General features: G+C 71.6%; 21 protein-coding genes. 19 read left to right on the forward strand and 2 right to left on the reverse strand.

Annotated features, from left to right (window positions below; genetic code table 11):
* Nucleotides 1-19 precede the first annotated feature (19 nt).
* Nucleotides 20-388 carry a hypothetical protein gene (locus tag ACGFNN_RS19850; protein ID WP_385030274.1) on the forward strand — a complete coding sequence of 123 codons (369 nt, stop codon included), beginning with the start codon at nucleotides 20-22 and terminating at the stop codon, nucleotides 386-388.
* Complete coding sequence (locus ACGFNN_RS19855; RefSeq protein ID WP_362546054.1) at nucleotides 385-705, forward strand: (2Fe-2S)-binding protein; 321 nt, start codon at nucleotides 385-387, stop codon at nucleotides 703-705. Before ACGFNN_RS19850 ends, ACGFNN_RS19855 begins: the two co-directional genes overlap by 4 nt.
* A gap of 168 nt (nucleotides 706-873) precedes the next feature.
* Here ACGFNN_RS19855 and ACGFNN_RS19860 read toward each other — a convergent pair whose 3' ends face one another.
* Complete coding sequence (locus ACGFNN_RS19860; protein ID WP_393557462.1) at nucleotides 874-1,275, reverse strand: pyridoxamine 5'-phosphate oxidase family protein; 402 nt, start codon at nucleotides 1,273-1,275, stop codon at nucleotides 874-876.
* 138 nt (nucleotides 1,276-1,413) lie between these two features.
* Between ACGFNN_RS19860 and clpB the strand changes: the two genes are divergently transcribed.
* From clpB to ACGFNN_RS19880, 4 genes are all read left to right on the forward strand, one after another.
* The gene (gene clpB, locus ACGFNN_RS19865; protein WP_393557464.1) at nucleotides 1,414-4,014 is read left to right on the forward strand and encodes an ATP-dependent chaperone ClpB; all 2,601 of its coding nucleotides are present in this window, start codon (nucleotides 1,414-1,416) and stop codon (nucleotides 4,012-4,014) included.
* 335 nt (nucleotides 4,015-4,349) lie between these two features.
* On the forward strand, nucleotides 4,350-5,618 hold the full coding sequence (locus ACGFNN_RS19870) for an MFS transporter (RefSeq protein WP_393557466.1): 1,269 nt from the start codon (nucleotides 4,350-4,352) through the stop codon (nucleotides 5,616-5,618).
* A 70-nt stretch (nucleotides 5,619-5,688) separates the two neighbouring features.
* Complete coding sequence (locus ACGFNN_RS19875; RefSeq protein WP_362667654.1) at nucleotides 5,689-6,243, forward strand: YbjN domain-containing protein; 555 nt, start codon at nucleotides 5,689-5,691, stop codon at nucleotides 6,241-6,243.
* A 350-nt stretch (nucleotides 6,244-6,593) separates the two neighbouring features.
* A complete protein-coding gene (locus ACGFNN_RS19880; RefSeq protein WP_393557468.1) occupies nucleotides 6,594-7,196 on the forward strand; it encodes a hypothetical protein in 603 nt (200 codons plus the stop codon).
* 192 nt (nucleotides 7,197-7,388) lie between these two features.
* Here ACGFNN_RS19880 and ACGFNN_RS19885 read toward each other — a convergent pair whose 3' ends face one another.
* Complete coding sequence (locus tag ACGFNN_RS19885; protein ID WP_393557470.1) at nucleotides 7,389-8,567, reverse strand: pyridoxal phosphate-dependent aminotransferase; 1,179 nt, start codon at nucleotides 8,565-8,567, stop codon at nucleotides 7,389-7,391.
* Nucleotides 8,568-8,693: 126 nt separating this feature from the next.
* Here ACGFNN_RS19885 and ACGFNN_RS19890 point away from each other — a divergent pair, with 126 nt between their 5' ends.
* The 13 genes from ACGFNN_RS19890 to ACGFNN_RS19950 all read left to right on the forward strand — a co-directional run bounded on the left by ACGFNN_RS19890 (nucleotide 8,694) and on the right by ACGFNN_RS19950 (nucleotide 21,787).
* Nucleotides 8,694-8,939 (forward strand): hypothetical protein, encoded by a 246-nt coding sequence (locus ACGFNN_RS19890; RefSeq protein ID WP_393557472.1) that lies wholly within the window; start codon nucleotides 8,694-8,696, stop codon nucleotides 8,937-8,939.
* A gap of 327 nt (nucleotides 8,940-9,266) precedes the next feature.
* Complete coding sequence (locus tag ACGFNN_RS19895; RefSeq protein ID WP_362546074.1) at nucleotides 9,267-9,788, forward strand: DUF2617 family protein; 522 nt, start codon at nucleotides 9,267-9,269, stop codon at nucleotides 9,786-9,788.
* A 136-nt stretch (nucleotides 9,789-9,924) separates the two neighbouring features.
* The gene (locus ACGFNN_RS19900; RefSeq protein WP_393557475.1) at nucleotides 9,925-11,520 is read left to right on the forward strand and encodes a polyamine aminopropyltransferase; all 1,596 of its coding nucleotides are present in this window, start codon (nucleotides 9,925-9,927) and stop codon (nucleotides 11,518-11,520) included.
* A 73-nt stretch (nucleotides 11,521-11,593) separates the two neighbouring features.
* A complete protein-coding gene (locus tag ACGFNN_RS19905; RefSeq protein WP_393557477.1) occupies nucleotides 11,594-12,595 on the forward strand; it encodes an SRPBCC domain-containing protein in 1,002 nt (333 codons plus the stop codon).
* A gap of 29 nt (nucleotides 12,596-12,624) precedes the next feature.
* Nucleotides 12,625-13,458, forward strand: coding sequence for an aldose 1-epimerase (locus ACGFNN_RS19910; RefSeq protein ID WP_393557479.1), 834 nt, complete (start codon nucleotides 12,625-12,627; stop codon nucleotides 13,456-13,458).
* Between the two features lie 31 nt (nucleotides 13,459-13,489).
* Entirely contained in the window at nucleotides 13,490-14,029 is a 540-nt protein-coding gene (pyrE, locus tag ACGFNN_RS19915; protein WP_393557481.1) for an orotate phosphoribosyltransferase, read from the forward strand.
* A 167-nt stretch (nucleotides 14,030-14,196) separates the two neighbouring features.
* Nucleotides 14,197-15,228, forward strand: a complete 1,032-nt coding sequence (gene fbaA, locus ACGFNN_RS19920; RefSeq protein WP_362667638.1) for a class II fructose-bisphosphate aldolase — start codon at nucleotides 14,197-14,199, stop codon at nucleotides 15,226-15,228.
* A 78-nt stretch (nucleotides 15,229-15,306) separates the two neighbouring features.
* Nucleotides 15,307-16,482: a MalY/PatB family protein gene (locus ACGFNN_RS19925; protein WP_393557483.1), complete on the forward strand. Its 1,176-nt coding sequence runs from the start codon at nucleotides 15,307-15,309 to the stop codon at nucleotides 16,480-16,482.
* 84 nt (nucleotides 16,483-16,566) lie between these two features.
* Nucleotides 16,567-18,189, forward strand: coding sequence for an MFS transporter (locus ACGFNN_RS19930; protein ID WP_393557485.1), 1,623 nt, complete (start codon nucleotides 16,567-16,569; stop codon nucleotides 18,187-18,189).
* A gap of 3 nt (nucleotides 18,190-18,192) precedes the next feature.
* Nucleotides 18,193-18,606, forward strand: coding sequence for a DUF3151 domain-containing protein (locus ACGFNN_RS19935; RefSeq protein ID WP_362546098.1), 414 nt, complete (start codon nucleotides 18,193-18,195; stop codon nucleotides 18,604-18,606).
* Nucleotides 18,607-18,763: 157 nt separating this feature from the next.
* On the forward strand, nucleotides 18,764-19,612 hold the full coding sequence (locus ACGFNN_RS19940; protein WP_362546101.1) for a tryptophan 2,3-dioxygenase family protein: 849 nt from the start codon (nucleotides 18,764-18,766) through the stop codon (nucleotides 19,610-19,612).
* The gene (kynU, locus tag ACGFNN_RS19945) at nucleotides 19,605-20,792 is read left to right on the forward strand and encodes a kynureninase (RefSeq protein ID WP_393557487.1); all 1,188 of its coding nucleotides are present in this window, start codon (nucleotides 19,605-19,607) and stop codon (nucleotides 20,790-20,792) included. Before ACGFNN_RS19940 ends, kynU begins: the two co-directional genes overlap by 8 nt.
* Before the next feature lie 119 nt (nucleotides 20,793-20,911).
* Nucleotides 20,912-21,787, forward strand: coding sequence for an alpha/beta hydrolase (locus ACGFNN_RS19950; RefSeq protein WP_393557489.1), 876 nt, complete (start codon nucleotides 20,912-20,914; stop codon nucleotides 21,785-21,787).
* Nucleotides 21,788-21,848 lie beyond the last annotated feature (61 nt).

Genomic DNA, 21,848 nt, shown 5'->3' on the forward strand with positions numbered 1-21,848 from the left:
TAAGCGAATGCTTCGCTCGGTGCTTGCCGCCGCTTTCGTCGGGGCCCTGGGTCTTGGCGTGGCGGGCGGGGCGGCCGGAACCGGCGAGATCAGTTGGTCCGAGCAGGCGTCGGCGCCTGGTGAGATCAGCTGGTCCGTGCAGGCGGCGTCGGCGCCTGGTGAGATCAGCTGGGGGATGCCGGCGGCCGCTCCCGGTGAGATCAGCTGGTCCGTGCAGGCTTCTGCTCCCGGTGAGATCAGCTGGGTGGCACCTGCCGCGGCCGCTCCTGGTGAGATCAGCTGGTCCGTGCAGGCGTCGGCCCCTGGTGAGATCAGCTGGGTGGCACCTGCTGCCGCCGCTCCCGGCGAGATCAGCTGGAGTGCCCCGACGGGTGCAGTAAGCGCATGACCACCCCACCGGACGACCGCACCTTCCGGCGGGAGATGGCCACGGCCTACCGCTCAGGGTGGCATTTCATCGATCTGCTCACGGCGCTCACCCGCCAGGGCGATTCGTTGATGGTCACCCTGTTCGGAGAGCCGATCGTCGTCGTGATGGAGACCGAGGACGATATTCGCGCCTATCGGTGTCTTCGCCGGCCACGTGGAGCTCCGCAGCCCGTCCGCTGTGCCGTGAGGTACGGCATGATTTTCGTGAATCTCGATCAGCGCGACCACGAGCTGTTCGAACCAGAAGCCATTTCCGCCACCCCCCGCAGTGCCTGAACGATTCCCCCGTCGTTACCGATCGTTCCGGCACTTCCCCCACACAACGGCGCCATCGTGACCTGAACACGATGGCGCCGTTGTGCTGCCCGGAATTATTCGTTTTCCGGGACGGGCCATATTCCTGAATTCCTGAATTCCCGGAGCCCCGATGTGCCCGTGCGCCGGTCAGGCGTTCCCGAGGGCCCGGTCGACGGCGATCTCGATGACGATGCGCTCGGGGTTGTGGCGCGGCGTCCGTTCGTAGCGCTCGGCGTAGCGGCGTACGGCGTCCTCGACCTGTGCGGCCTCCGTGCGGACGACCGCCACGCCCTCCAGGGTCGCCCAGCGGCGCCCTTCCATCTGGCAGACCGCGACCCGGGCGCCCTCAGGGCCTGCCGTCAGGACGTTCGCGGTCTTCCTCGTGTTCCTGCCGGTGATGACACGCGCGATCCGGGTCTCCGGGTCGTACGTCACCCCCACGGGCACCACGTGCGGCGTTCCGTCGGGGCGGAGCGTGGTCAGGGTGCACACGTGGCGCTCACGCCAGAAGGCGAGATATCCGGTGCCGGGGTTGCGTACGTCAGGCATGGGCTCAGCCTAGATACAGCGGCACCTGTGGGCCGGTCGGGTCCCCGAAGCAGCCTTGAGTGGAATAGACTCAACTTTGTACCCGTTGATCGAGTCATAGTTACGTCGAACCGCCAGTACGAGGAGGAGACAGCGCCCGTGGACGCCGAGCTGACCAACAAGAGCCGGGACGCCCTCAACGCGGCCACCGCCAGGGCCGTCAAGGACGGACACGCCGATCTGACCCCGGGGCATCTGCTGCTCGCACTGCTCGCGGGTGAGGACAACGCGAACATCACCGATCTGCTGGCCTCCGTCGAGGCCGACCAGGTCGCCGTACGGCAGGAGACCGAGCGGGTGCTCGGGGCGCTCCCCAGCGTCACCGGGTCGACCGTCGCTCCGCCCCAACCGAGCCGGGAACTGCTCGCCGTGCTGGCCGACGCCGACCAGCGGGCCAAGGAGCTCGGTGACGACTACCTCTCGACCGAGCACCTGCTGATCGCCATCGCGGCGAAGGGCGGCCGCGTCGGTGAGATCCTCGACGGGCAGGGAGCCGGCGCGAAGAAGCTGCTGGACGCATTCGAGAAGAGCAGGGGAGGGCGCCGGGTGACCACTCCGGACCCCGAGGGCCAGTACAAGGCGCTGGAGAAGTTCGGTACGGACTTCACCGCGGCGGCCCGGGAGGGCAAGCTCGACCCGGTCATCGGCCGGGACCAGGAGATCCGCCGCGTGGTGCAGGTGCTGTCGCGCCGCACCAAGAACAACCCCGTCCTCATCGGCGAGCCCGGCGTCGGCAAGACCGCCGTCGTCGAGGGGCTGGCCCAGCGCATCGTCAAGGGCGACGTCCCCGAGTCCCTGCGGAACAAGCGGCTCGTCTCGCTCGACCTCGGTGCGATGGTCGCGGGCGCCAAGTACCGCGGTGAGTTCGAGGAGCGTCTGAAGACCGTCCTCTCCGAGATCAAGGAGAGCGACGGGCAGATCATCACCTTCATCGACGAGCTGCACACTGTCGTCGGCGCGGGCGCCGGCGGCGACTCCGCGATGGACGCGGGCAACATGCTCAAGCCGATGCTCGCCCGTGGTGAACTCCGCATGGTCGGCGCCACCACCCTCGACGAGTACCGCGAGCGCATCGAGAAGGACCCCGCCCTGGAGCGCCGCTTCCAGCAGGTCCTGGTCGCCGAGCCCTCCGTCGAGGACACCATCGCCATCCTGCGAGGGCTGAAGGGCCGCTACGAGGCGCACCACAAGGTGCAGATCGCCGACTCCTCCCTGGTCGCCGCGGCGACGCTCTCCGACCGCTACATCACCTCCCGGTTCCTCCCCGACAAGGCCATCGACCTCGTCGACGAGGCCGCCTCCCGGCTCCGCATGGAGATCGACTCCTCGCCCCTGGAGATCGACGAGCTCCAGCGGTCGGTCGACCGGCTCCACATGGAGGAGCTCGCCCTCAGGAACGAGAGCGACGAGGGCTCCAGGCAGCGCCTGGAGAAGATCCGCCGCGACCTCGCCGACAAGGAGGAGGAGCTGCGCGGTCTCACCGCCCGCTGGGAGAAGGAGAAGCAGGGGCTGAACCGCGTCGGTGAGCTCAAGGAGCGCCTGGACGAGCTGCGCGGCCAGGCCGAGCGTGCCCAGCGCGACGGCGACTTCGACACCGCCTCCAAGCTGCTGTACGGGGAGATCCCCGGCCTGGAGAGGGAACTGGCCGAGGCGGACGAGGCGGAGCAGGAGGCATCCCAGGACACCATGGTCAAGGAGGAGGTCGGCCCGGACGACATCGCGGACGTCGTCGGCGCCTGGACCGGGATCCCGGCCGGGCGGCTCCTGGAGGGCGAGACCCAGAAGCTGCTGCGCATGGAGTCCGAGCTGGGCAGGCGGCTGATCGGCCAGACCGAGGCCGTCCGGTCCGTCTCCGACGCCGTACGCCGTACCCGGGCGGGCATCGCCGACCCCGACCGGCCCACCGGGTCGTTCCTGTTCCTCGGCCCGACCGGGGTCGGCAAGACGGAGCTGGCCAAGGCGCTCGCGGACTTCCTGTTCGACGACGAGCGGGCCATGATCCGCATCGACATGAGCGAGTACAGCGAGAAGCACAGTGTCGCCAGGCTCGTCGGCGCCCCGCCCGGTTACGTCGGCTACGAGGAGGGCGGCCAGCTCACCGAGGCGGTGCGCCGCCGCCCGTACAGCGTGGTGCTGCTGGACGAGGTGGAGAAGGCGCACCCCGAGGTCTTCGACATCCTGCTCCAGGTGCTCGACGACGGGCGGCTCACCGACGGGCAGGGGCGGACGGTGGACTTCCGCAACACCATCCTGATCCTGACGTCCAACCTCGGCAGCCAGTTCCTCGTCGACCCCTCGACGGATGCGGAGGCCAAGAAGGAGCGGGTCCTGGAGGTCGTACGCGCCTCCTTCAAGCCGGAGTTCCTGAACCGGCTCGACGACCTCGTCGTGTTCTCCGCCCTGTCCGGAGACGAGCTCGCTCACATCGCGGGGCTCCAGGTCGCCCGTCTCGCCGCCCGGCTGGCGGACCGCCGTATCCACCTCGACGTCACCCCGGACGCGCTGGCCTGGCTGGCCCAGGAGGGCAACGACCCGGCGTACGGCGCCCGGCCGCTGCGCAGGCTCATCCAGACGGCGATCGGCGACCGGCTCGCCAGGGAGATCCTCGCGGGCGAGGTCAAGGACGGCGAAACCGTGCGGGTCGACCGCGCGGGTGACGGTCTGACCGTGGGGCCGGCCGTCCGGGCCAAGACCCTGTAGGCCGGGGACCGGGCCGGCCCCGGAGGCACAGCCTCCCGGGGCCGGCCCGGTGCGTCGCTGCATCCCCTTTTATATGTGCATATAGCATGCATCTCGTGCGGCGGAGGCGTCCGCCAAATTGAGCCGAAAATTACCCGACCTTGGCCGAATGGTTGAGGTGAATCGGTCGGACCGTCATTTTTGTACCGGCCCGATACATATCCCCGCCCGTGGTCGGAGCCCGGCGTGCAGGATGTCAGGGGTTTGTGTTCCCTACCCTTTCCCGGACACTCCGGTCATTTTATTTTCACCGCAAGTCCGTTCGTCCGGAATTCGGATACCGGTAAGGTGCGGGTATGACGGAGCGGATACCTGGCGAGGCGAGCGCGGACCCGAAAGATCGTAGAAGTGACAGTCTTGTTCGCCTGAGCGAATTTCGCACCCTGTGGACTGCATTCGCTCAGTCGGTGCTGGGTGATCAGCTTGCCCGCGTGGCGCTGTCGCTCCTGGTGTTCGAACGCACCGAGTCCGCGGGATGGACCGCGGCGACCTACGCCCTGACCACCCTGCCCGCCCTGCTGTCGGGGGTCCTCCTCACCGGCCTCGCCGACCGCTTCCCCCGGCGCACGGTCATGATCGGGTGCGACCTGGTGCGCGCGGTCCTCGTCGGGCTCATGGCGCTCCCCGGTGTGCCCCTTCCCCTGCTCGCGGGGCTCCTGGTGCTCGCACAGCTCGCCGAGGCACCGTTCGGCGCGTCGCAGGGTGCGCTCATGCCCGCCGTGCTGGGGGACCGCCTCTACGAGCGTGGCCAGCGCGTCATCATGATCACCCATCAGACGGGGCAGCTGGTCGGATTCGCCCTCGGCGGTGTCGTAGTCGTCTGGCTGGGCAGCCACCTCGCGCTGGGGCTGAACGCGCTGACGTTCCTGGTCTCGGCGGTCCTGATCAGGACCGGTGTGAAGGCACGGCCGGTGGACGCCCAGGCCGGTGCGGCGCCGAAACGGATGCACACCCAGGTGGGCAAGGCCGCCGCGTTGATCTGGTCGGACTCCCGGCTGCGGTCGCTGGTCGCCCTGGGCTGGCTCGCCGGCTTCATCGTGCTGCCGGAGGGCCTGGCGGCGCCGTTCGCGGAGGAGGCCGGGGCCGGCGCCGTGGCGGTGGGGCTGCTGCTCGCCGCGCACCCCGCCGGGATGGTGCTGGGGGCGGCGATCCTGGGGCGTCCGCACTTCGACGTGGAGCGGCGCCGTCGGCTCCTCGGCCCGCTGGCGGTGGGCGCGAACCTTCCACTCGTCGTCTACTGGGCGGGTCCCGGAGTGGCAGTGGCCGTCCTTGTCCTGATGGTGTCGGGCATCTGTTCGGCTTACCAGATCACCGCGGGCGCGACCTTCGTACTGGCCACTCCCGCGGACCAGCGGGGCCAGGCCCTGGGGCTGGCCAGGTCGGGGCTGACCGCCATGCAGGGCATCGGTGTCGCGGCGGGCGGACTGGCGGCGGAGCTGGCGGGTTCCTCCGCCCGGGCCATCGGCGGCGCCGGACTCGTCGGCACGCTCTGCGCCGTGCTCGTCGCGGTTTCGTGGTCGCGGGCCAGGGGAACGAGCGCGGGGACGATTCCCCTGAGCGCGTAGGACCGCCGGCCGCGATCGCGGCTAGGGTCGGAGCCAGGAAACCACGTGCGATCCACAGGAGTACCCAGCGATGTCTATCGACCCGTCCTCGATCCCCAACTTCGGAGGACAGCCCGAACCGCAGGCGACCGGACCCGAGGGCCCCGTGGTCCCCGACCAGGACCTCGTCAAGCAGCTTCTCGAGCAGATGGAGCTGAAGTTCGTCGTCGACGACGAGGGCGACCTCGCCGCCCCGTGGGAAGACTTCCGGACGTACTTCATGTTCCGCGGTGAGGACGAGCAGCAGGTCTTCTCGGTGCGGACCTTCTACGACCGTCCCCACGCGCTGGACCAGCGCCCCGTCCTGCTCGACGCGATCGACGACTGGAACCGCCGCACCCTGTGGCCCAAGGTCTACACCCACGCCCACGAGGGCGAGGAGGGCGCCGCGGGTTCCGTGCGGCTCGTCGGTGAGGCGCAGATGCTCATCGGCACCGGCGTGAGCCTGGAGCACTTCGTCTCCTCGACGGTCAGTTGGGTGCGCGCCTCCATCGAGTTCGACAAGTGGCTCGTCGAGCGCCTGGGCCTGGCGCCCGAGGAGAAGTCCTCCGAGGGCGACGCCGCCACGGAGCAGTCCGAGGGCTGACCCGGCCCGCGGGAGCCGGGGCTCTCGCGCCCCTTCCCCCGGAGTCCGGGACCAGAGGTCCGGTGCGGCGCGTGCGAACGCCCGCACCGGACCTTTCGCATGAAGTGCCGTAAGGCTCGTGGGCTGTCGCGCGGTGACGCGATGACGCGGTGACGCGATGACGCGGTGACGCCGCCGCCGGCGCGCGGTCGGCGAGCCGGTGTTGCCGGGACCTGGCAGTTTCGATCGTCCCTGCCTGCCTGTCAGCAGCCTGCCGGCAGGCTGCCGAGGGTGGTTAGGTCGTCGCCGTTCACGCACGGGAGGCCGAATCCTGCTGCGTTCCGACCCGCGCACGGAGACGGTGACACCTCGTGGCGAAGCAGCAGAAGCATCCCCCCGTCGACGCGGCCGTCGGGCGCCGGAGGACGCGTCGGGGCACAGCCGTGGTCGGCGTGCTGCCGGCTCTGCCGTTCGCGGCGCTCGCGGTGGTGGCGGCGACCGGAGCGGGCCCGGCCGTACCGCTCGTCGTCACCGGCGTCGCCGCCCTCGCCGCAGTACTCATGATCAGCGAGGTGCACACGGGCCGTGAGCCCGGACAGGTCAACGGGAACCGCCTCACCGCGCGGACACCCACCGGGGTCCGCACCGTCGACCTCGGCGACATCCGGAGCGTGCGGCTCCTGACGAGTTTCTCCTACGGAGGGGTGTCGGACCGGGTGGTCCTCGTCCGCGACGGGAGCGGTGTGTGCCTGGGGCTGCGGGAACCCGCCGACCTGCGCCGCGTACGCCGAGCCCTGGAGCGGGTCTCTCCGCGCGACGTACAGCCACGTGTCAGCCGCGCGGCACGTGCCCGTCTGCACATGCCCGCGGGCGGGACCGGCCTGCACACGGTCCTGGTCTGGCTGGCCACCGTGCTGGGTGCGCCCGGCTGCATCTTCGCCGTGTTGTGGCTGGCCGGCCTGGTCCGGGCCTGAGCCGCCCCGCTCCGTGCACCGCCGCACCGTCCCGGCGCACGGGAGCCCGCCCGGACACGGCCGTCAGCCGGGCGGGCGCGGGTGTCCGCGCGGTGCACGAAGGGCACCGCGTGAGCCGGTGGGCGCTTCGGGCGTCGGGGCTCGAACGGGTCGCGACGCCGGCGCGACCTGGCGGCGCTCCCTGGTCCGCCGTCAGGCCGCGAGCCGCTTGAGGCGGCTCACCGCTTCTTCCAGCACCTCCTGCCGCTTGCAGAAGGCGAAGCGCACGAAGGGGGCGCCCTGCTCGCGGTGGTCGTAGAAGACGGCGTTGGGGACGGCCACCACCCCGCAGCGCTCCGGGAGCGACCGGCAGAAGGCGAAGCCGTCGCCACCCTTGTCCAGCGGACGGATGTCGGTGGTGACGAAGTACGTCCCGGCGGGCTCGTACACCGTGAAGCCCGCCTCGGCGAGGCCGGTGCTCAGCAGGTCCCGCTTGGCCCGCAGGTCCTCGCGCAGCCCGGCGAAGTAGCCGTCGGGCAGCCGCAGGGCCTCCGCGACGGCGTACTGGAGGGGGCCGCCGGAGACGTACGTCAGGAACTGCTTGGCGGAGCGGACCGCGGTGACCAGGTCCGGACTCGCGGTGATCCAGCCGATCTTCCACCCGGTGAGCGAGAACGTCTTGCCGGCGCTGCTGATGGTGACCGTGCGCTCGCGCATGCCGGGGAAGGACGCGATCGGGATGTGCTCGCCCTCGAAGACGAGGTGTTCGTAGACCTCGTCGGTGACGACCAGCAGGTCACGCTCGCACGCGAGCCCGGCGATCGCGGCCAGCTCGTCGCGGGTGAGGACCGTGCCGGTGGGGTTGTGCGGGGTGTTCAGCAGGATCAGCCGGGTGCGGGGTGTCACCGCCGCGCGCAGCTCGTCGAGGTCGAGCCGGTAGGCGCCCTCCTGGGGCCGGAGCGTGACGGGGACGCGGACGCCGCCCGCCATGGCGATGCAGGCCGCGTAGGAGTCGTAGTACGGCTCCAGGGCCACGACCTCGTCGCCGGGCTCCAGAAGGGCCAGCAGGGTGGCGGCGACGGCCTCCGTGGCTCCCGTGGTGACGAGGACCTCGGCGTCGGGGTCGTACTCGAGGCCGTAGAACCGCGACTGGTGCGCGGCGACGGCGGAGCGGAGTTCGGGGATGCCGGGGCCCGGCGGGTACTGGTTGCCGAGTCCCGAGAGCACGGCCCGGGCCGCGACTTCGCGGATCTCCTCGGGGCCGTCGGTGTCGGGGAACCCCTGGCCGAGGTTGATCGCTCCGGTCCGCGCGGCCAGCGCCGACATCTCGGCGAAGATCGTCGTGCCGAACTCGGCGAGGCTGCGGTTGAGCAACGGTCGTCCCTGTGTCATGGGCGCCATCCTGTGCCGAAGCTCTGGAGTTGCTCAAGTCTGCTTTGGCCCCGTCGGGGCGTGGGAATCCACCCGTCAGTCGAGAAGCGGGGCCTCGCTTCGGGGGAAGAGAAGGATGTGAGGTCGATGGAGTTGTTCGTCTTCATCGTGTTCCTGGGGATCGTTGTGGTGGGGATCATCTCCCTCGCCGGATCAGTCGGCGGGAAGAAGCCGTCACGGCGCGCCGGGCGGCGCGGGAGCGGCAGCGGCGGGGGCGGCTCCGACGGGGGCAGCTGGTGGGCCGGCGACAGCGGCGGAGGGAACCACCACTCCTGCGGCGGCGGGCACTCCTGCGGGGGTGGCGGCTGCGGCGGCGGTGGCGGAGGCGACTGAGCCCGTCGCGTCCGAGACGGGTCCGCCCGCCCCTCACGGGGGTGGGGGCGGGCGGACCTGAGGTGTCCGGCGGGATGAACTCCCCCCGGACACCTTTTCGTTGAACCACCGGGAACAGGTGATCCGTGCTGCCCCCTGAGGGATGGAAACCAAGGCAAGTTGGGTAAAAGCGCTGTGAGCGCCACGTACTTCGTGATTGCATCGATGTAGAGAACATTCAGCCCCCGGGCGCAAGTTGGACCGGATCGGGCTCCCGTCCCCCACGGTGCGCGCCGCACGGGGGCACTTCCTGTCCTTGTGTCCCTGTGCGTCCTGCGGAGCCGATCCATGCTCACGACCCTCCAGACCTCCTATTCCGACACCCGAGCCGCTGATCTCGCATGGACGCTCGGCCGCGAACCGCTGCCCGCCCTGGCCGTCCTCGACCTCGAACTGGACGGTGCGAAGGTTCAGTTGCGGCTTCTCGGTGCCTCCCATCAGGTTCTGCTCGAGGAGGGTCCGCGTACGTGCTCCGAGACCGTCGCCTGCCTGCCGGGCAGGAGCGCCCCGCTGCCGCTGGGCGTCGCCGAGAGCGTGGGGGACTGGGACTACGAGTTCGCCGCGCGGGTGGAGACGCTCTCCGAGGGCTCGTTCGCCGGGCGCGCGCAGGAGCTGCTCGCGCTCGTCGCCGACCACCCGCAAGGGCTCGCCGGGACGTTCCCCGGCAGTCCTCATGCCTTCACGGCGATGCTCGCACAGCGGACGGAGGGCCAGGTGCGCTGGAGGACCTGGCACGCGTATCCGCAGGAAGGGCAGCTGGTCGTCACCCGGACGTCCGTGCGCGCACGGGTGCCCGCCGCGGTCGGCTGAGGGCCGTCCGCCCCCCCCGGTGCGCGGCGGGGCGCGCGGGTTGGCCGGGTGGTGCGCGGTGGGCGCGCACGGAGCGCGTCACTTGCACCCTTGTGGGTGACAAGACGAGGTCGATCGGTCACGTAGCGTTCATTTCATGATCGACCAGCAGATACCGCTGAGGGGGAGTGCCGCGCGCCTCCCGGTGCGGCCGAGGACGGGCCGGTTCCTCGTGCTGGCCGCCGTGTTCGTCTGTGCGGCATGCGGTCTGGTGTACGAGCTGGAGCTGGTCGCGCTGGCCTCGTACCTGATCGGTGATTCGGTCACCCAGGCATCGGTTGTGCTGTCCGTGATGGTGTTCGCCATGGGGGTGGGGTCACTCCTCGCGAAGCGCCTGCGCGACCGTCCCGCCGTGGGGTTCGGACTGATCGAGGCGGCGCTCGCACTGGTCGGCGGCACGTCGGCGATCGTCCTGTACGCCTGCTTCGCGTGGTTCGGGGAATCGCGCCATGTGCTGGTCGGCTTCTCGCTCGCCATCGGCATCCTCATCGGCGCCGAGATCCCGCTGCTGATGACGCTGATCCAGCGGGTCGACCGGCAGGACGCGGGCGGGGCGGTCGCGGACCTCTTCGCCGCCGACTACGTGGGCGCGCTGGTCGGCGGGCTCGCCTTCCCCTTCCTGCTCCTGCCGATGATGGGGCAGCTGACCGGTGCGCTGTTCACCGGCACGGTCAACGCGGCGGCGGGCGGCGCGCTGGTGCTGTGGGTGTTCCGGCGCGATCTGACCAGCCGCTCCCGATTGCTGCTGATCGTCGTGAACGGGGCGGTGATCGCCGTGCTGGCCACGGCGTCGGTCCTGGTGGACGACTTCGAGCGGGCCGCCCGCCGTGCGGTGTACGGCGAAGACGTCCGGGTCGCGCTCCGGACCGAGGTTCAGGAAGTGGTCCTCACGGGGGCGCGGCACGGCTCGCTCGACCTCTATCTCGACGGCCGGCTCCGGGTCAGTTCGCGCGACGGCCACCGCTACCACGAGGCGCTCGTGCACCCGGCGATGAAGGGAGCCCACCGGCGGGTGCTGATCCTGGGCGGGGGCGACGGGCTGGCCGCCCGGGAGGTGCTGCGCTACCCGGACGTCGAATCAGTGGTGGTGGTCGAGATGGACCCTGCCGTCACCCGGTTGGCCCGCACGGATCCGGCGCTCGCCGAGCTGAACGCGCACGCCTTCGGAGACCCCCGGCTGACGCCGGTCACGGCGGACGCCTTCAACTGGCTCCGGGACACCCGTGACCGCTTCGACGTGGTCGTCGCGGACCTGCCCGACCCCGGGATCACGTCCAGCACCAAGCTGTACGCGGCCGAGTTCTACGGACTGGTGGCCAGGACGCTGGAGCCCGGCGGGCGCCTCGTGGTGCACGCGGGGTCGCCCAGCAGCAGACCCGCGACGTTCTGGACGGTGGAGGCGTCCGTGCGGGCGGGCGGCCTGCGGACCCTGCCGTACCGCGTCGAAGGGCGGCCGGCCGGGTTCGCCGCGGGCCCGGACCGGCCCGCGGGCGGCGCGGAGGCCCATGACTGGGGCTATGTGCTCGCAGGCGGGCAGACCGTACCCGGACTCGGCACCGCCCCCGGCGCACCGGCTCTGCGGACGCTCGGCGTACGGGAGCTGCCGGAAGGCGGTGGGGCGAGGGAGCGGGCCCGGCACCACGCGGTCCTGCCCTCGACGCTGGTCCACCCGCGGTACCAGGAGGAACCATGAGCGCCGCGATGCCTGCCCGCCGCGTACGGGGTATGGAGGCGGAGACCGCCGGGTCTGAGTACGCTCGGACGGTATGGAGCATGAGGTGTTCGTTCCGGTGCCGGCCCAGTCCCTTCGGCGGACCCTGGGTGACCCCGTCCGTCTCGCGCGCTGCGTGCCGGGACTCCAGCAGGATGCCGATACGCCGGCGGACCCGCTCGCGGGCCGTCTGAAGTTCCGGGCGGACGGCCACACCATCACGTACCGCGGCGTGCTGACCGTACGGTCCACGGAGGACGGCGACTCCTTCTCGGTTACCGGGGAGGGTACGGAGGCGCGGGGCACCGGCTCGGCGAAACTGGCGCTGACCATCGGTCTCACGGAGACGGACGGTGGGACGACGCTCGCCTACAGCGGCACGGCGAGCGGTGACGGCCGCATCGTGGAGCTGGGGGACACGGCGGCGCTCACGGCGGCCACCCGGCTGCTGGACCGCTTCACACAGCAACTGGTGACGGAGTCCTTGGCCACGGGGGACGGGGAGCCGGACACCGGCGCACCTGAGGGATCCGCCCCCGGTACAGCCGCCGGCGGCGGGCAGGCCGACGCACCGGGCGGGTCCACGCCCGCCGCCCCCGTATCCCCTGACTCCGCATCCCCTGACTCCGCGTCCGGCGAGTCCGAATCCGGCGAGTCAGTTCCCGCCGAAGGGTCTGATCCCGTCGCCGAGTCCGAGAACCCGTCAGGGCGGGACTCGTCCGCCGGACAGGAGTCATCCGGTGACTCCGGTTCCGGACCGGACGACGAATCCGTCTTCGACTCACCCGTGCCACCGCCGTCGCTCGACCCCTCAGCGGAACTGGAGTTCACCGTGCCGGACGATCTGCCCGCCGAGGCCGCGCACGCCCGCCGCACGATGATCGGCCGCAGCACGGAGGAGGTCGACCACGCGCCGCCGCGCGGCCGGTACGCCCCGGTGCCGGCACCCGAGGCGGGCGCCGCCGGCATCACGCTGCGCTGGGCCGCCCCCGCGGCCGCACTGGCGATCGCCTCGGCCGTCGTGGTGAGCCGGGCTCTGCGGCGGCGCAGGCCCTGAGGGGCGCGCCGCGCCAGTAGTGTCGGAGTGTGAGCAGAGCTGCGAAGAACGCCCGGCTGACCGCCGGCGACGTCGAATTGACCGTTGACCCCGAGAACGGCTGCAGGATCACCAGCCTGCGGATCGGGGGCACCGAACTGCTGCGCCAGGGCGAGCGGTACGGCTGCTTCCCCATGGTGCCGTGGTGCGGCCGCACCGAGAACGGCCTGTTCCGCAACGGTGGTGAGCCGCACCAACTGCCGCTGAACGCACCGCCGCACGCCATCCACGGCACCGGCAGGGACACCGCCTGGCAGCTCGCCCGTCAGAGCGACACGGAAGTGGCCTTCTTCTACGACCTGGCCGACCCGTGGCCGTACGAGGGCCGGGTGACGCAGTCCTTCGAGCTGACCGGGGAATCGCTCACGCTGGGCCTCGGCGTCGAGACGTACGCGGACTCCTTCCCCGCCCAGGCCGGGTGGCACCCCTGGTTCCTGAGGAACCTCGGTGAGAAGGACGTGCTGATCGACTTCGCCCCTGCCTGGCAGGAGGAGCGCGGCGACAACCACCTGCCGACCGGGCGCCGTATCGACCCCTCCCCGAGCGCTCAGCTGCGTTCGAGTGCGGGTGACCCGATCCCCGGCACCTGGGACGACTGCTTCGGGATGCCCGAGGGGGTCGACGTGAAGCTGACCTGGCCCGAGCAGCTGGAGCTCACGGTGAGAAGCCGGGACGAGTGGGTGGTGATCTACGACGAGCAGGCGGAGGCGGTCTGCGTGGAGCCACAGTCCGGCCCGCCCAACGGGCTCAACACCGCTCCACGACTGGTCACCCCGATCGAGCCGCTGGAGATCGCGACGACCTGGAGCTGGGTACGGCTCTGACCCCCGGTCGCCAGCGCTTACCCTCGTTGGCATGACTGACGTACGTGCTGAGCTGCTCCAGCAGATCAAGGACAAGGCCGTGGTACACGGCAAGGTGACCCTCTCCTCGGGTCTTGAAGCCGACTGGTACATCGACCTGCGCCGGATCACGCTGGACGGCAAGGCCGCACCGCTGGTCGGCCAGGTGATGCTGGACGCCACCGCGGACCTGGACTACGACTGCGTCGGCGGTCTGACGCTCGGCGCCGACCCGGTCGCCACCTCGATGCTGCACGCCTCGGCGGCGCGCGGGTCGAGCCTGGACGCGTTCGTCGTCCGCAAGGCGCAGAAGGCCCACGGGATGCAGCGCCGCATCGAGGGCACGGACGTCAAGGGGCGTCGCTGCCTCGTCGTCGAGGACACCTCGACGACCGGTGGCTCGCCGCTCACCGCGGTCGAGGCGGTCCGTGAGGCCGGCGGCGAGGTCGTCGCGGTCGCGGTGATCGTGGAGCGCGGAGCGGCTCCGGCCGTCGCCGAGGCAGGTCTGCCCTATGTGCACGTGTACTCGGTGGCCGACCTCGACCTGGCCTGACCTGCGCATTCTCCCTGGTACTCGCCGTTTCACGTGAAACGGCGAGTACCAGGGAGACGGGCAGCGTGGAGCCGGAGCGAGAGTCTGGGAAGATAAGGGCGACGATGACGTCGCCCCCAGGTCAGGGACCAAGCAACGCACACCCGCACATCCCAAGGAGCGGACAGATGCCCATCGCAACCCCCGAGGTCTACGCCGAGATGCTCGACCGGGCGAAGGCAGGCAAGTTCGCCTACCCGGCCATCAATGTGACGTCGACCCAGACCCTGCACGCTGCACTGCGCGGCTTCGCGGAGGCGGAGAGCGACGGCATCGTCCAGATCTCCACCGGTGGGGCGGAATTCCTGGGCGGCCAGCACAACAAGGACATGGTCACGGGCGCTGTGGCCCTCGCCGAGTTCGCGCACATCGTCGCCGCCAAGTACGACATCACGGTCGCGCTGCACACCGACCACTGCCCCAAGGACAAGCTGGACACCTATGTGCGTCCGCTGATCGACGTCTCCGCCGAGCGCGTCGCCAAGGGCCTGAACCCGCTGTTCCAGTCGCACATGTGGGACGGCTCGGCCGAGACCCTCGCCGACAACCTGGCCATCGGCCAGGAGCTGCTGGCCAAGGCCGCCGCCGCCAAGATCATCCTCGAGGTCGAGATCACCCCGACCGGTGGCGAGGAGGACGGTGTCACGCACGAGATCAACGACGAGCTGTACACCACCGTCGACGACGCGCTGCGTACGGCCGAGGCGCTCGGCCTGGGCGAGAAGGGCCGCTACCTGCTGGCCGCGTCCTTCGGCAACGTCCACGGCGTCTACAAGCCGGGCAACGTCGTCCTCCGCCCCGAGCTCCTCAAGGACCTCCAGGAGGGTGTCTCCTCGAAGTACGGCAAGCCGGCCGGCAGCCAGCCCTTCGACTTCGTCTTCCACGGCGGTTCGGGCTCGACCGCCGAGGAGATCGCGACCGCGCTGGAGAACGGCGTCGTGAAGATGAACCTCGACACCGACACCCAGTACGCCTTCACCCGCCCGATCGTGGACCACATGTTCCGCAACTACGACGGTGTGCTGAAGGTCGACGGCGAGGTCGGCAACAAGAAGGTCTACGACCCGCGCAGCTGGGGCAAGTCCGCCGAGGCGGGCATGGCCGTGCGTGTCGCCGAGGCGTGCGCCAACCTGCGCTCGGCCGGTACCAAGCTGAAGTAGTCACGTCACTGACGTACGACGGGCCCGGTCTCCCCTCGGGGGGGCCGGGCCCGTTCCGTGCCCGAGGAGAGGACCGCTGTGAGCACGCCCGCGCGCTACGACTTCGACACCGTCATCGACCGCCGGGGCACCTGGTGTGTCCAGTGGGACGGTGTCGCCGACCGCTTCGGGGTGGACGGGCTGCTGCCGTTCACCATCTCCGACATGGACTTCGCGACCGCCCCCGAGGTCCTGGCGGCGCTGCGCGCCCGGCTGGACCACGGGGTCCTCGGCTACACCACCTGGCAGCAGGACGACTTCCGGTCGGCGGTCGCGCACTGGTACGAGACCCGTTACGGCACCCGCGTCGACACCGGCCGGCTCGTCTACGGCCCTTCCGTCCTCAGCCAGCTCTCGCAACTGCTCCAGATGTGGACCGCCGAGGGCGAGGGAGTGGTGGTCCACACCCCCACGTACGACGGCTTCCGGAAGGCTGTCCTGGGGCTCGGCCGTGAGCTGCGAGGGGTCCCGCTGGGGGACGGAACCGCACTCGAACGCGAGCTGGCCAGGACCGACGCGAAGGTCCTGGTGCTCTGCTCGCCGCACAACCCCACGGGCCGGGTCTGGACCGAGACCGAGCTGCGCGGGATGCGCGAGCTGGCGCGGCTCCACGGGGTCGCGGTGATCAGCGACGAGATTCACGCCGACTTCGTGCACGAGGGGCAGACCCACGTCCCGTACGCGCGTATCGCCGGGGACGGGCCGGGGGAGGGTCGCTGGGCCGTCATCACCTCCGCGTCCAAGTCCTTCAACTTCCCCGCGCTCACCGGTTCGTACGGCCTCATCGGGGACCCTGCCGACCGCACGGAGTACCTGCGCCGTATGGAGACGGCCGAAGGGCTCGCCTCTCCGGCGGTGCTGTCGCTGACCGCGCACATCGCGGCGTACCGCGAGGGCGCGGCGTGGCTGGACGCGGTCCGCGCCTACGCGGCGGAGAACCTGGCACTGGTCGCCGAGCGTCTGGACGCGGCGTTCCCGGAGCTGGCCTGGGAGCCGCCGCAGGCGGGCTACCTGGCGTGGATCGATCTGCGTCCCCTGGGCGTGGAAGACGACGAGCTGCAGCGGGTGCTGATCGAGCGGGAGAAGGTGGCGATCATGCCCGGCGCGGTCTACGGAGCCCCCGGCTTCCTGAGGCTGAACGTGGGATGCGCTCGCAGCAAGGCCGACGCGGGGGTGTCCGCGCTGGTACGCGCGCTGAGCGAGGTGGCGCGGTAGCGCGGCGCCGAACCGCATACGCGGACGGGGCCGACGGGTGGGATCTGAATGGCCACCGGACCGGCCTGCGGTGATGCTGCTCGTATGACTGACGCGGACGGGGCCGACGGCGAGAGCGGTGCGGACGGCATGCCCGGCGAAGGCGGCGCAGCCGGTGCGGAAGGCGACGGAGCTGAAGACGGGGCGCCCCGCGAGACCGGGGGCGGCGGTGTGAGCGGTGGCGGCGGTACGACCGCCGGGGACGAGGGCGGGATCCGGGTCGCGTCGCCGGTGGGGCGGTGGGTCGTCCTGACCACCGTGCTCGGGTCGAGCATGGCCCTGCTCGACTCCACGGTGATCAATGTGGCGCTCCCACGGATCGGCGAGGACCTCGGCACCGACCTGGCCGCCCTGCAGTGGACGGTCAACGCCTACATGCTCACGCTGGCCGGGCTGATCCTGCTCGGGGGCGCGCTGGGGGACAGGTTCGGCCGCCGGCGGGTGTTCGTCCTCGGTGTCGTCTGGTTCGCCGCCGCGTCGCTGCTCTGCGGGATCGCGCCGAACGCGGAGGTGCTCATCGCCGCGCGCGCCCTGCAGGGGGCCGGAGGCGCGCTCCTCACCCCCGGGTCGCTGGCGATCATCCAGGCGAGCTTCCACCCCGACGACCGGGCGCGGGCCGTCGGCCTGTGGTCCGGGCTCGGCGGGGTCGGGGCCGCGGTGGGGCCGTTCCTCGGAGGGTGGCTGGTGGACGGGCCCGGCTGGCGTTGGGTCTTCCTGCTGAACCTGCCGATCGCGGCCGTCTGCGTACCGGTGGCCCTGCGCCATGTGCCGGAGTCCCGGGACCCGGACGCCCACGGCCGTTTCGACGTGCTGGGCGCGACCCTCGCCGCGCTCGCCCTCGCCCTGGTCACGTACGCGCTGATCGAGGTGCCCGAGCAGGGGGCGTCAGCCCTGGTGATCGGCGCGGCGCTGGGCGGTGTCGTCCTCGGGGCGGCGTTCGTGAGGGTGGAGCGGCACCGGGCCGGCCCCATGGTGCCGCCGTCGATCTTCGCGTCCCGGCAGTTCACCGCCGTCAACGTCGTCACGTTCTGCGTGTACGCGGCTCTGGGCGGTTTCTTCTTCCTGTCCGCGATCCAGCTGCAGGTGGTCGCCGGCTACTCGGCGCTCGGCGCGGGCACCGCGCTGCTGCCGACGACGGTGCTCATGCTGCTCTTCTCCGCGTCCGCGGGTGATCTCGGCCGGCGCATCGGGCCCAGGATCCCGCTCACCGTGGGGCCCCTGCTGGCGGCGGCCGGGATGCTGCTGATGCTGAGGGTCGGACCGGGGGCCTTGTACGTGTGGGAAGTGCTGCCCGCCGTCGTGGTGCTCGGCCTCGGCATGGTCACCCTGGTGGCCCCGCTCACCGCGACCGTCCTGGCGGCGGTGGACACCGGGCGGGCGGGGCTCGCCAGCGGCATCAACAACGCGGCGGCGCGGGCCGCGGGGCTGCTCGCGGTGGCCGCCCTCCCACTGCTGGCCGGAATGGGGCCGGAGGCATACCGGGACGCCGACGAGTTCGCGTCGACGTTCAGGAGGGCCATGCCGATGTGCGCCGGGCTCCTCGTGGCGGGCTCGGCCATCGCCTGGGGGGCCGTACGGAAGGTTCCGGCGGCCCGTCCGGCGTGTGCGACGCACTGCGGGGTCTCGGCCCCGCCCTTGGAGCCGGACGCCCGGCCCAGGCACACTTGAACCATGTCCATCCACGAGAACCTGCTCGGGGGCCCCGCCCCGACCCATCTGCCCGACGACCCGGAGCCGCGCGAGCTGCTCGCGGGCGGAACGGCTCCCGCCGACGTCGCGGCGAAGTACCCCACGTCCTCGCTGGCCTGGGCGCAGCTCGCCGACGAGGCGTTCGAGGGCGGCCGGGTCATCGAGTCGTACGCCTACGCGCGCACCGGCTACCACCGGGGCCTCGACGCCCTGCGCCGCGCGGGATGGAAGGGCCACGGCCCCGTCCCGTTCGAGCACGAGCCGAACCGCGGCTTCCTCCGGGCGCTGCACGCCCTCGCGCGGGCCGCGCAGGCGATCGGCGAGCAGGAGGAGTACGAGCGCTGCTCGACCTTCCTGCGCGAGTCCTCGCAGACCGCAGCGGACACCCTGGGCTGAGCCGATCCCGTTTTCCGGGCCCCGCCGGGCATCAGCCCGGCGGGGCCCGGCGTGTCTCCGGGAGGGCCGTTAGGATGCCGAGCAGGGGACCGGAGCTCCACCCACCTATGAGGAAGGGGCGGACCGCTACCCGGAAGCTCGTGTCGAGGAGACAGAAATGTCGACGTTCCACCCCGACCCCGAAGCCACCGGTGCGGAGACCCCGCACCTGGACTTCGCGGGAACGACTCCGTACGAGGACTATGTCCAGGCGGATGTCCTGACCCACCTCCAGCACCTTCGCTCGGACGACCCCGGCGAGATGGTCTTCCTGGTCACCACCCAGGTCATGGAGCTGTGGTTCACCGTCATCGTCCATGAGTGGGAGACCGCGGCCCACGCCCTGCGCGAGGACCGGATACCGGCCGCCCAGGATGCCCTGAAGCGCTCGCTGCGCGAGCTGGAGGCGCTGAACGCCTCCTGGAAGCCGCTGGCGGCCCTCACCCCCGCCCAGTTCAACTCCTACCGGGGTGCCCTCGGCGAGGGGTCCGGCTTCCAGTCCGCGATGTACCGGCGGATGGAGTTCCTGCTGGGCGACAAGTCGGCGTCCATGCTCGTGCCGCACCGGGGCGCGCCCCGTGTCCACGCCGAGCTGGAGAAGGCGCTCCACGAGCCGGGGCTCTACGACGAGACGCTCGCCCTGCTCGCCCGGCGCGGGTACCCCGTACCGCAGTCGGTGCTGGGCCGCGACCTGTCCCAGCGGTACGAGCCGTCCGCGGCGGTCGAGGCCGTCTGGGCGGAGATCTACGCGACGCCCGACCAGAACGACGAGCTGGTACGCCTCGGCGAGGTGCTCACCGACGTCGGTGAGCTGGTGTGGCGCTGGCGCAACGACCACCTGACCGCCACCCGGCGGGCGATGGGATCGAAGACCGGTACCGGCGGATCGGCCGGAGTCGCCTGGCTGGAGAAGCGGGCCACCAAGAACGTGTTCCCCGAGCTGTGGACGGCGCGAAGCCATGTCTGATTTCAAGGAGCGCGCAGAGGCGCTCGACTCCGCCGACGAACTGGCCTCGCTGCGCGAGCGGTTCCTCCTCGACGACACCGTCTACCTGGACGGCAACTCGCTGGGCGCGCTGCCCCGGCACGTCCCCGCCCGTATGCAGGACGTGATCACCCGGGAGTGGGGCGCGCTGCGGATCCGCTCCTGGGGGGAGAGCGGCTGGTGGACCGCGCCCGAACGGATCGGCGACCGGATCGCCCCGCTCGTCGGGGCCGCCGCCGGTCAGATCGTGGTGGGCGACTCCACCAGCGTGAACGTCTTCAAGGCCGTGGTGGCCGCGACCCGGCTCGCGGGCGAGGGCCGGGACGAGATCCTGGTCGACGCGACGACGTTCCCCACGGACGGGTACATCGCCTCCTCGGCCGCCCGCATGACGGGTCATCGGGTCGTCCCGGTCGCCCCGGCCGACGTGCCGGGCGCGCTCGGGCCGCGTACGGCGGCGGTCCTCCTGAACCACGTGGACTACCGCACGGGCAGGCTCCACGACCTGCCGGGTCTCACCGCCGCGGTCCACGACGCGGGCGCGCTCGCCGTCTGGGACCTGTGCCACAGCGCGGGCGCCCTCCCGGTGGGCCTGGACGCGCACGGGGTCGACCTCGCGGTCGGCTGCACGTACAAGTACCTGAACGGCGGCCCCGGTTCGCCGGCCTACCTGTACGTCGCGGAGCGCCACCAGGCGGCCTTCGACTCGCCGCTGCCCGGATGGACCTCGCACGCGGACCCGTTCGCGATGAGCCCGGAGCACGTACCCGCCGAGGGCGCTCTCCGCGGCAGGGTCGGCACCCCGGACATCCTCTCGATGCTGGCGCTGGAAGCGGCGCTGGAGGTGTGGGACGGCGTCCAGGTGGAGGCCGTACGCGCCAAGTCCCTCGCCCTGACGGACTTCTTCCTGGAGTGCGTCGCCGCCTACGTCCCGGAGGGGCGGGTCACCCCGGCCACCCCCGCTGCGCACGCGGAACGCGGCAGCCAGGTCTCGCTGCGGTGCGCCGACGCGGAGGCCGTGATGGGCGAGCTCATCGAGCGCGGCGTCGTCGGCGATCTGCGCCGCCCCGACGTCCTGCGCTTCGGTTTCACCCCGCTCTACGTCGGTTTCGCCGACGCCGAGCGGGCGGCGCGGATCCTCGCCGAGGTGCTGGGGGTCTGACGCTCCCCGCCGCCGTGCGGACCCGGTGCTCCGGGCCCGTGCGGCGGCGCTCCGCCCTACTGGTACCGTCCCCGCAGGTCAGTCCAGTCGGGCACAGGCGTAGGGCGGTTGGAGCATCCATGTCGGAATCTGCCGGGCGTGCACAGGACGCCGTCGAGGAAGGGTCGGCCTTCGCCCATCCCGCCGTCGCCCCCGACCGGACCGCGGCCTACGGCAGCCATCCCGACCAGGTGATCGACTTCTACGCGCCGGGGGACGGCCGTGACGGTGCGCCGCTCGTCGTCGTCCTCCACGGCGGGGCCTGGCGCGCGCCCTACGACCGGCTCCACGTCTCCCCGTTCGCCGGTTTCCTCGCACGGCGGGGCTTCGCGGTGGCGAGCGTCGAGTACCGGCGCGGAGACGGCTCCCCGCAGCAGGAGGGCGCGGCCCCCGTGGCGGGCCGGTGGCCCGAGACCTTCGACGACGTCGCCGCCGCGATGGATGCCCTGCCGGCCCTCGCCGAGCGGGAACTGCCCCAGGCGGATGTACGGCGGACCGTCCTCACCGGGCACTCGGCGGGCGGACACCTGGCACTGTGGGCCGCCGCCCGGCACGTCCTCCCCCCGGGGTCGCCGTGGCGGCTGCCCGCGTCGCCCCCGCTGCGCGGGGTGGTCGCCCTCGCGCCGATCGCGGACTTCGCGAGCGCGGTGAAGCTGGACGTCTGCGGAGGCGCCCTGCACCAGCTCCTCGGGACCGGCGTCGACCTGGAGTCGCGGAGCGCGCACACCGACCCCGCCCTGCTGCTGCCGACCGGCATCGCGACGACCGTGGTCCAGGGGACGGAGGACACCACCGTGCCCCCGGCCGTCCCGGACGCCTTCGTGGACGCGGCCGCCAAGGCCGGTGAGCTGGTGGGGCTGACCCTGCTCGACGGCGTCGGGCACTTTCCGCTGATCGACCCGTCCGCGGACGCCTGCGCCGTGGTGGCCGAGGAGATCGCCCAGCTGGCCTGGTAGTACCTGGGACGGACGCCCCAGGATCCTCATCACTGCGGACGCCCGGGGCACCGGCCCGCAC

It is taken from the genome of Streptomyces sp. NPDC048590 (assembly GCF_043199535.1).
Taxonomy (GTDB): Bacteria; Actinomycetota; Actinomycetes; order Streptomycetales; family Streptomycetaceae; genus Streptomyces.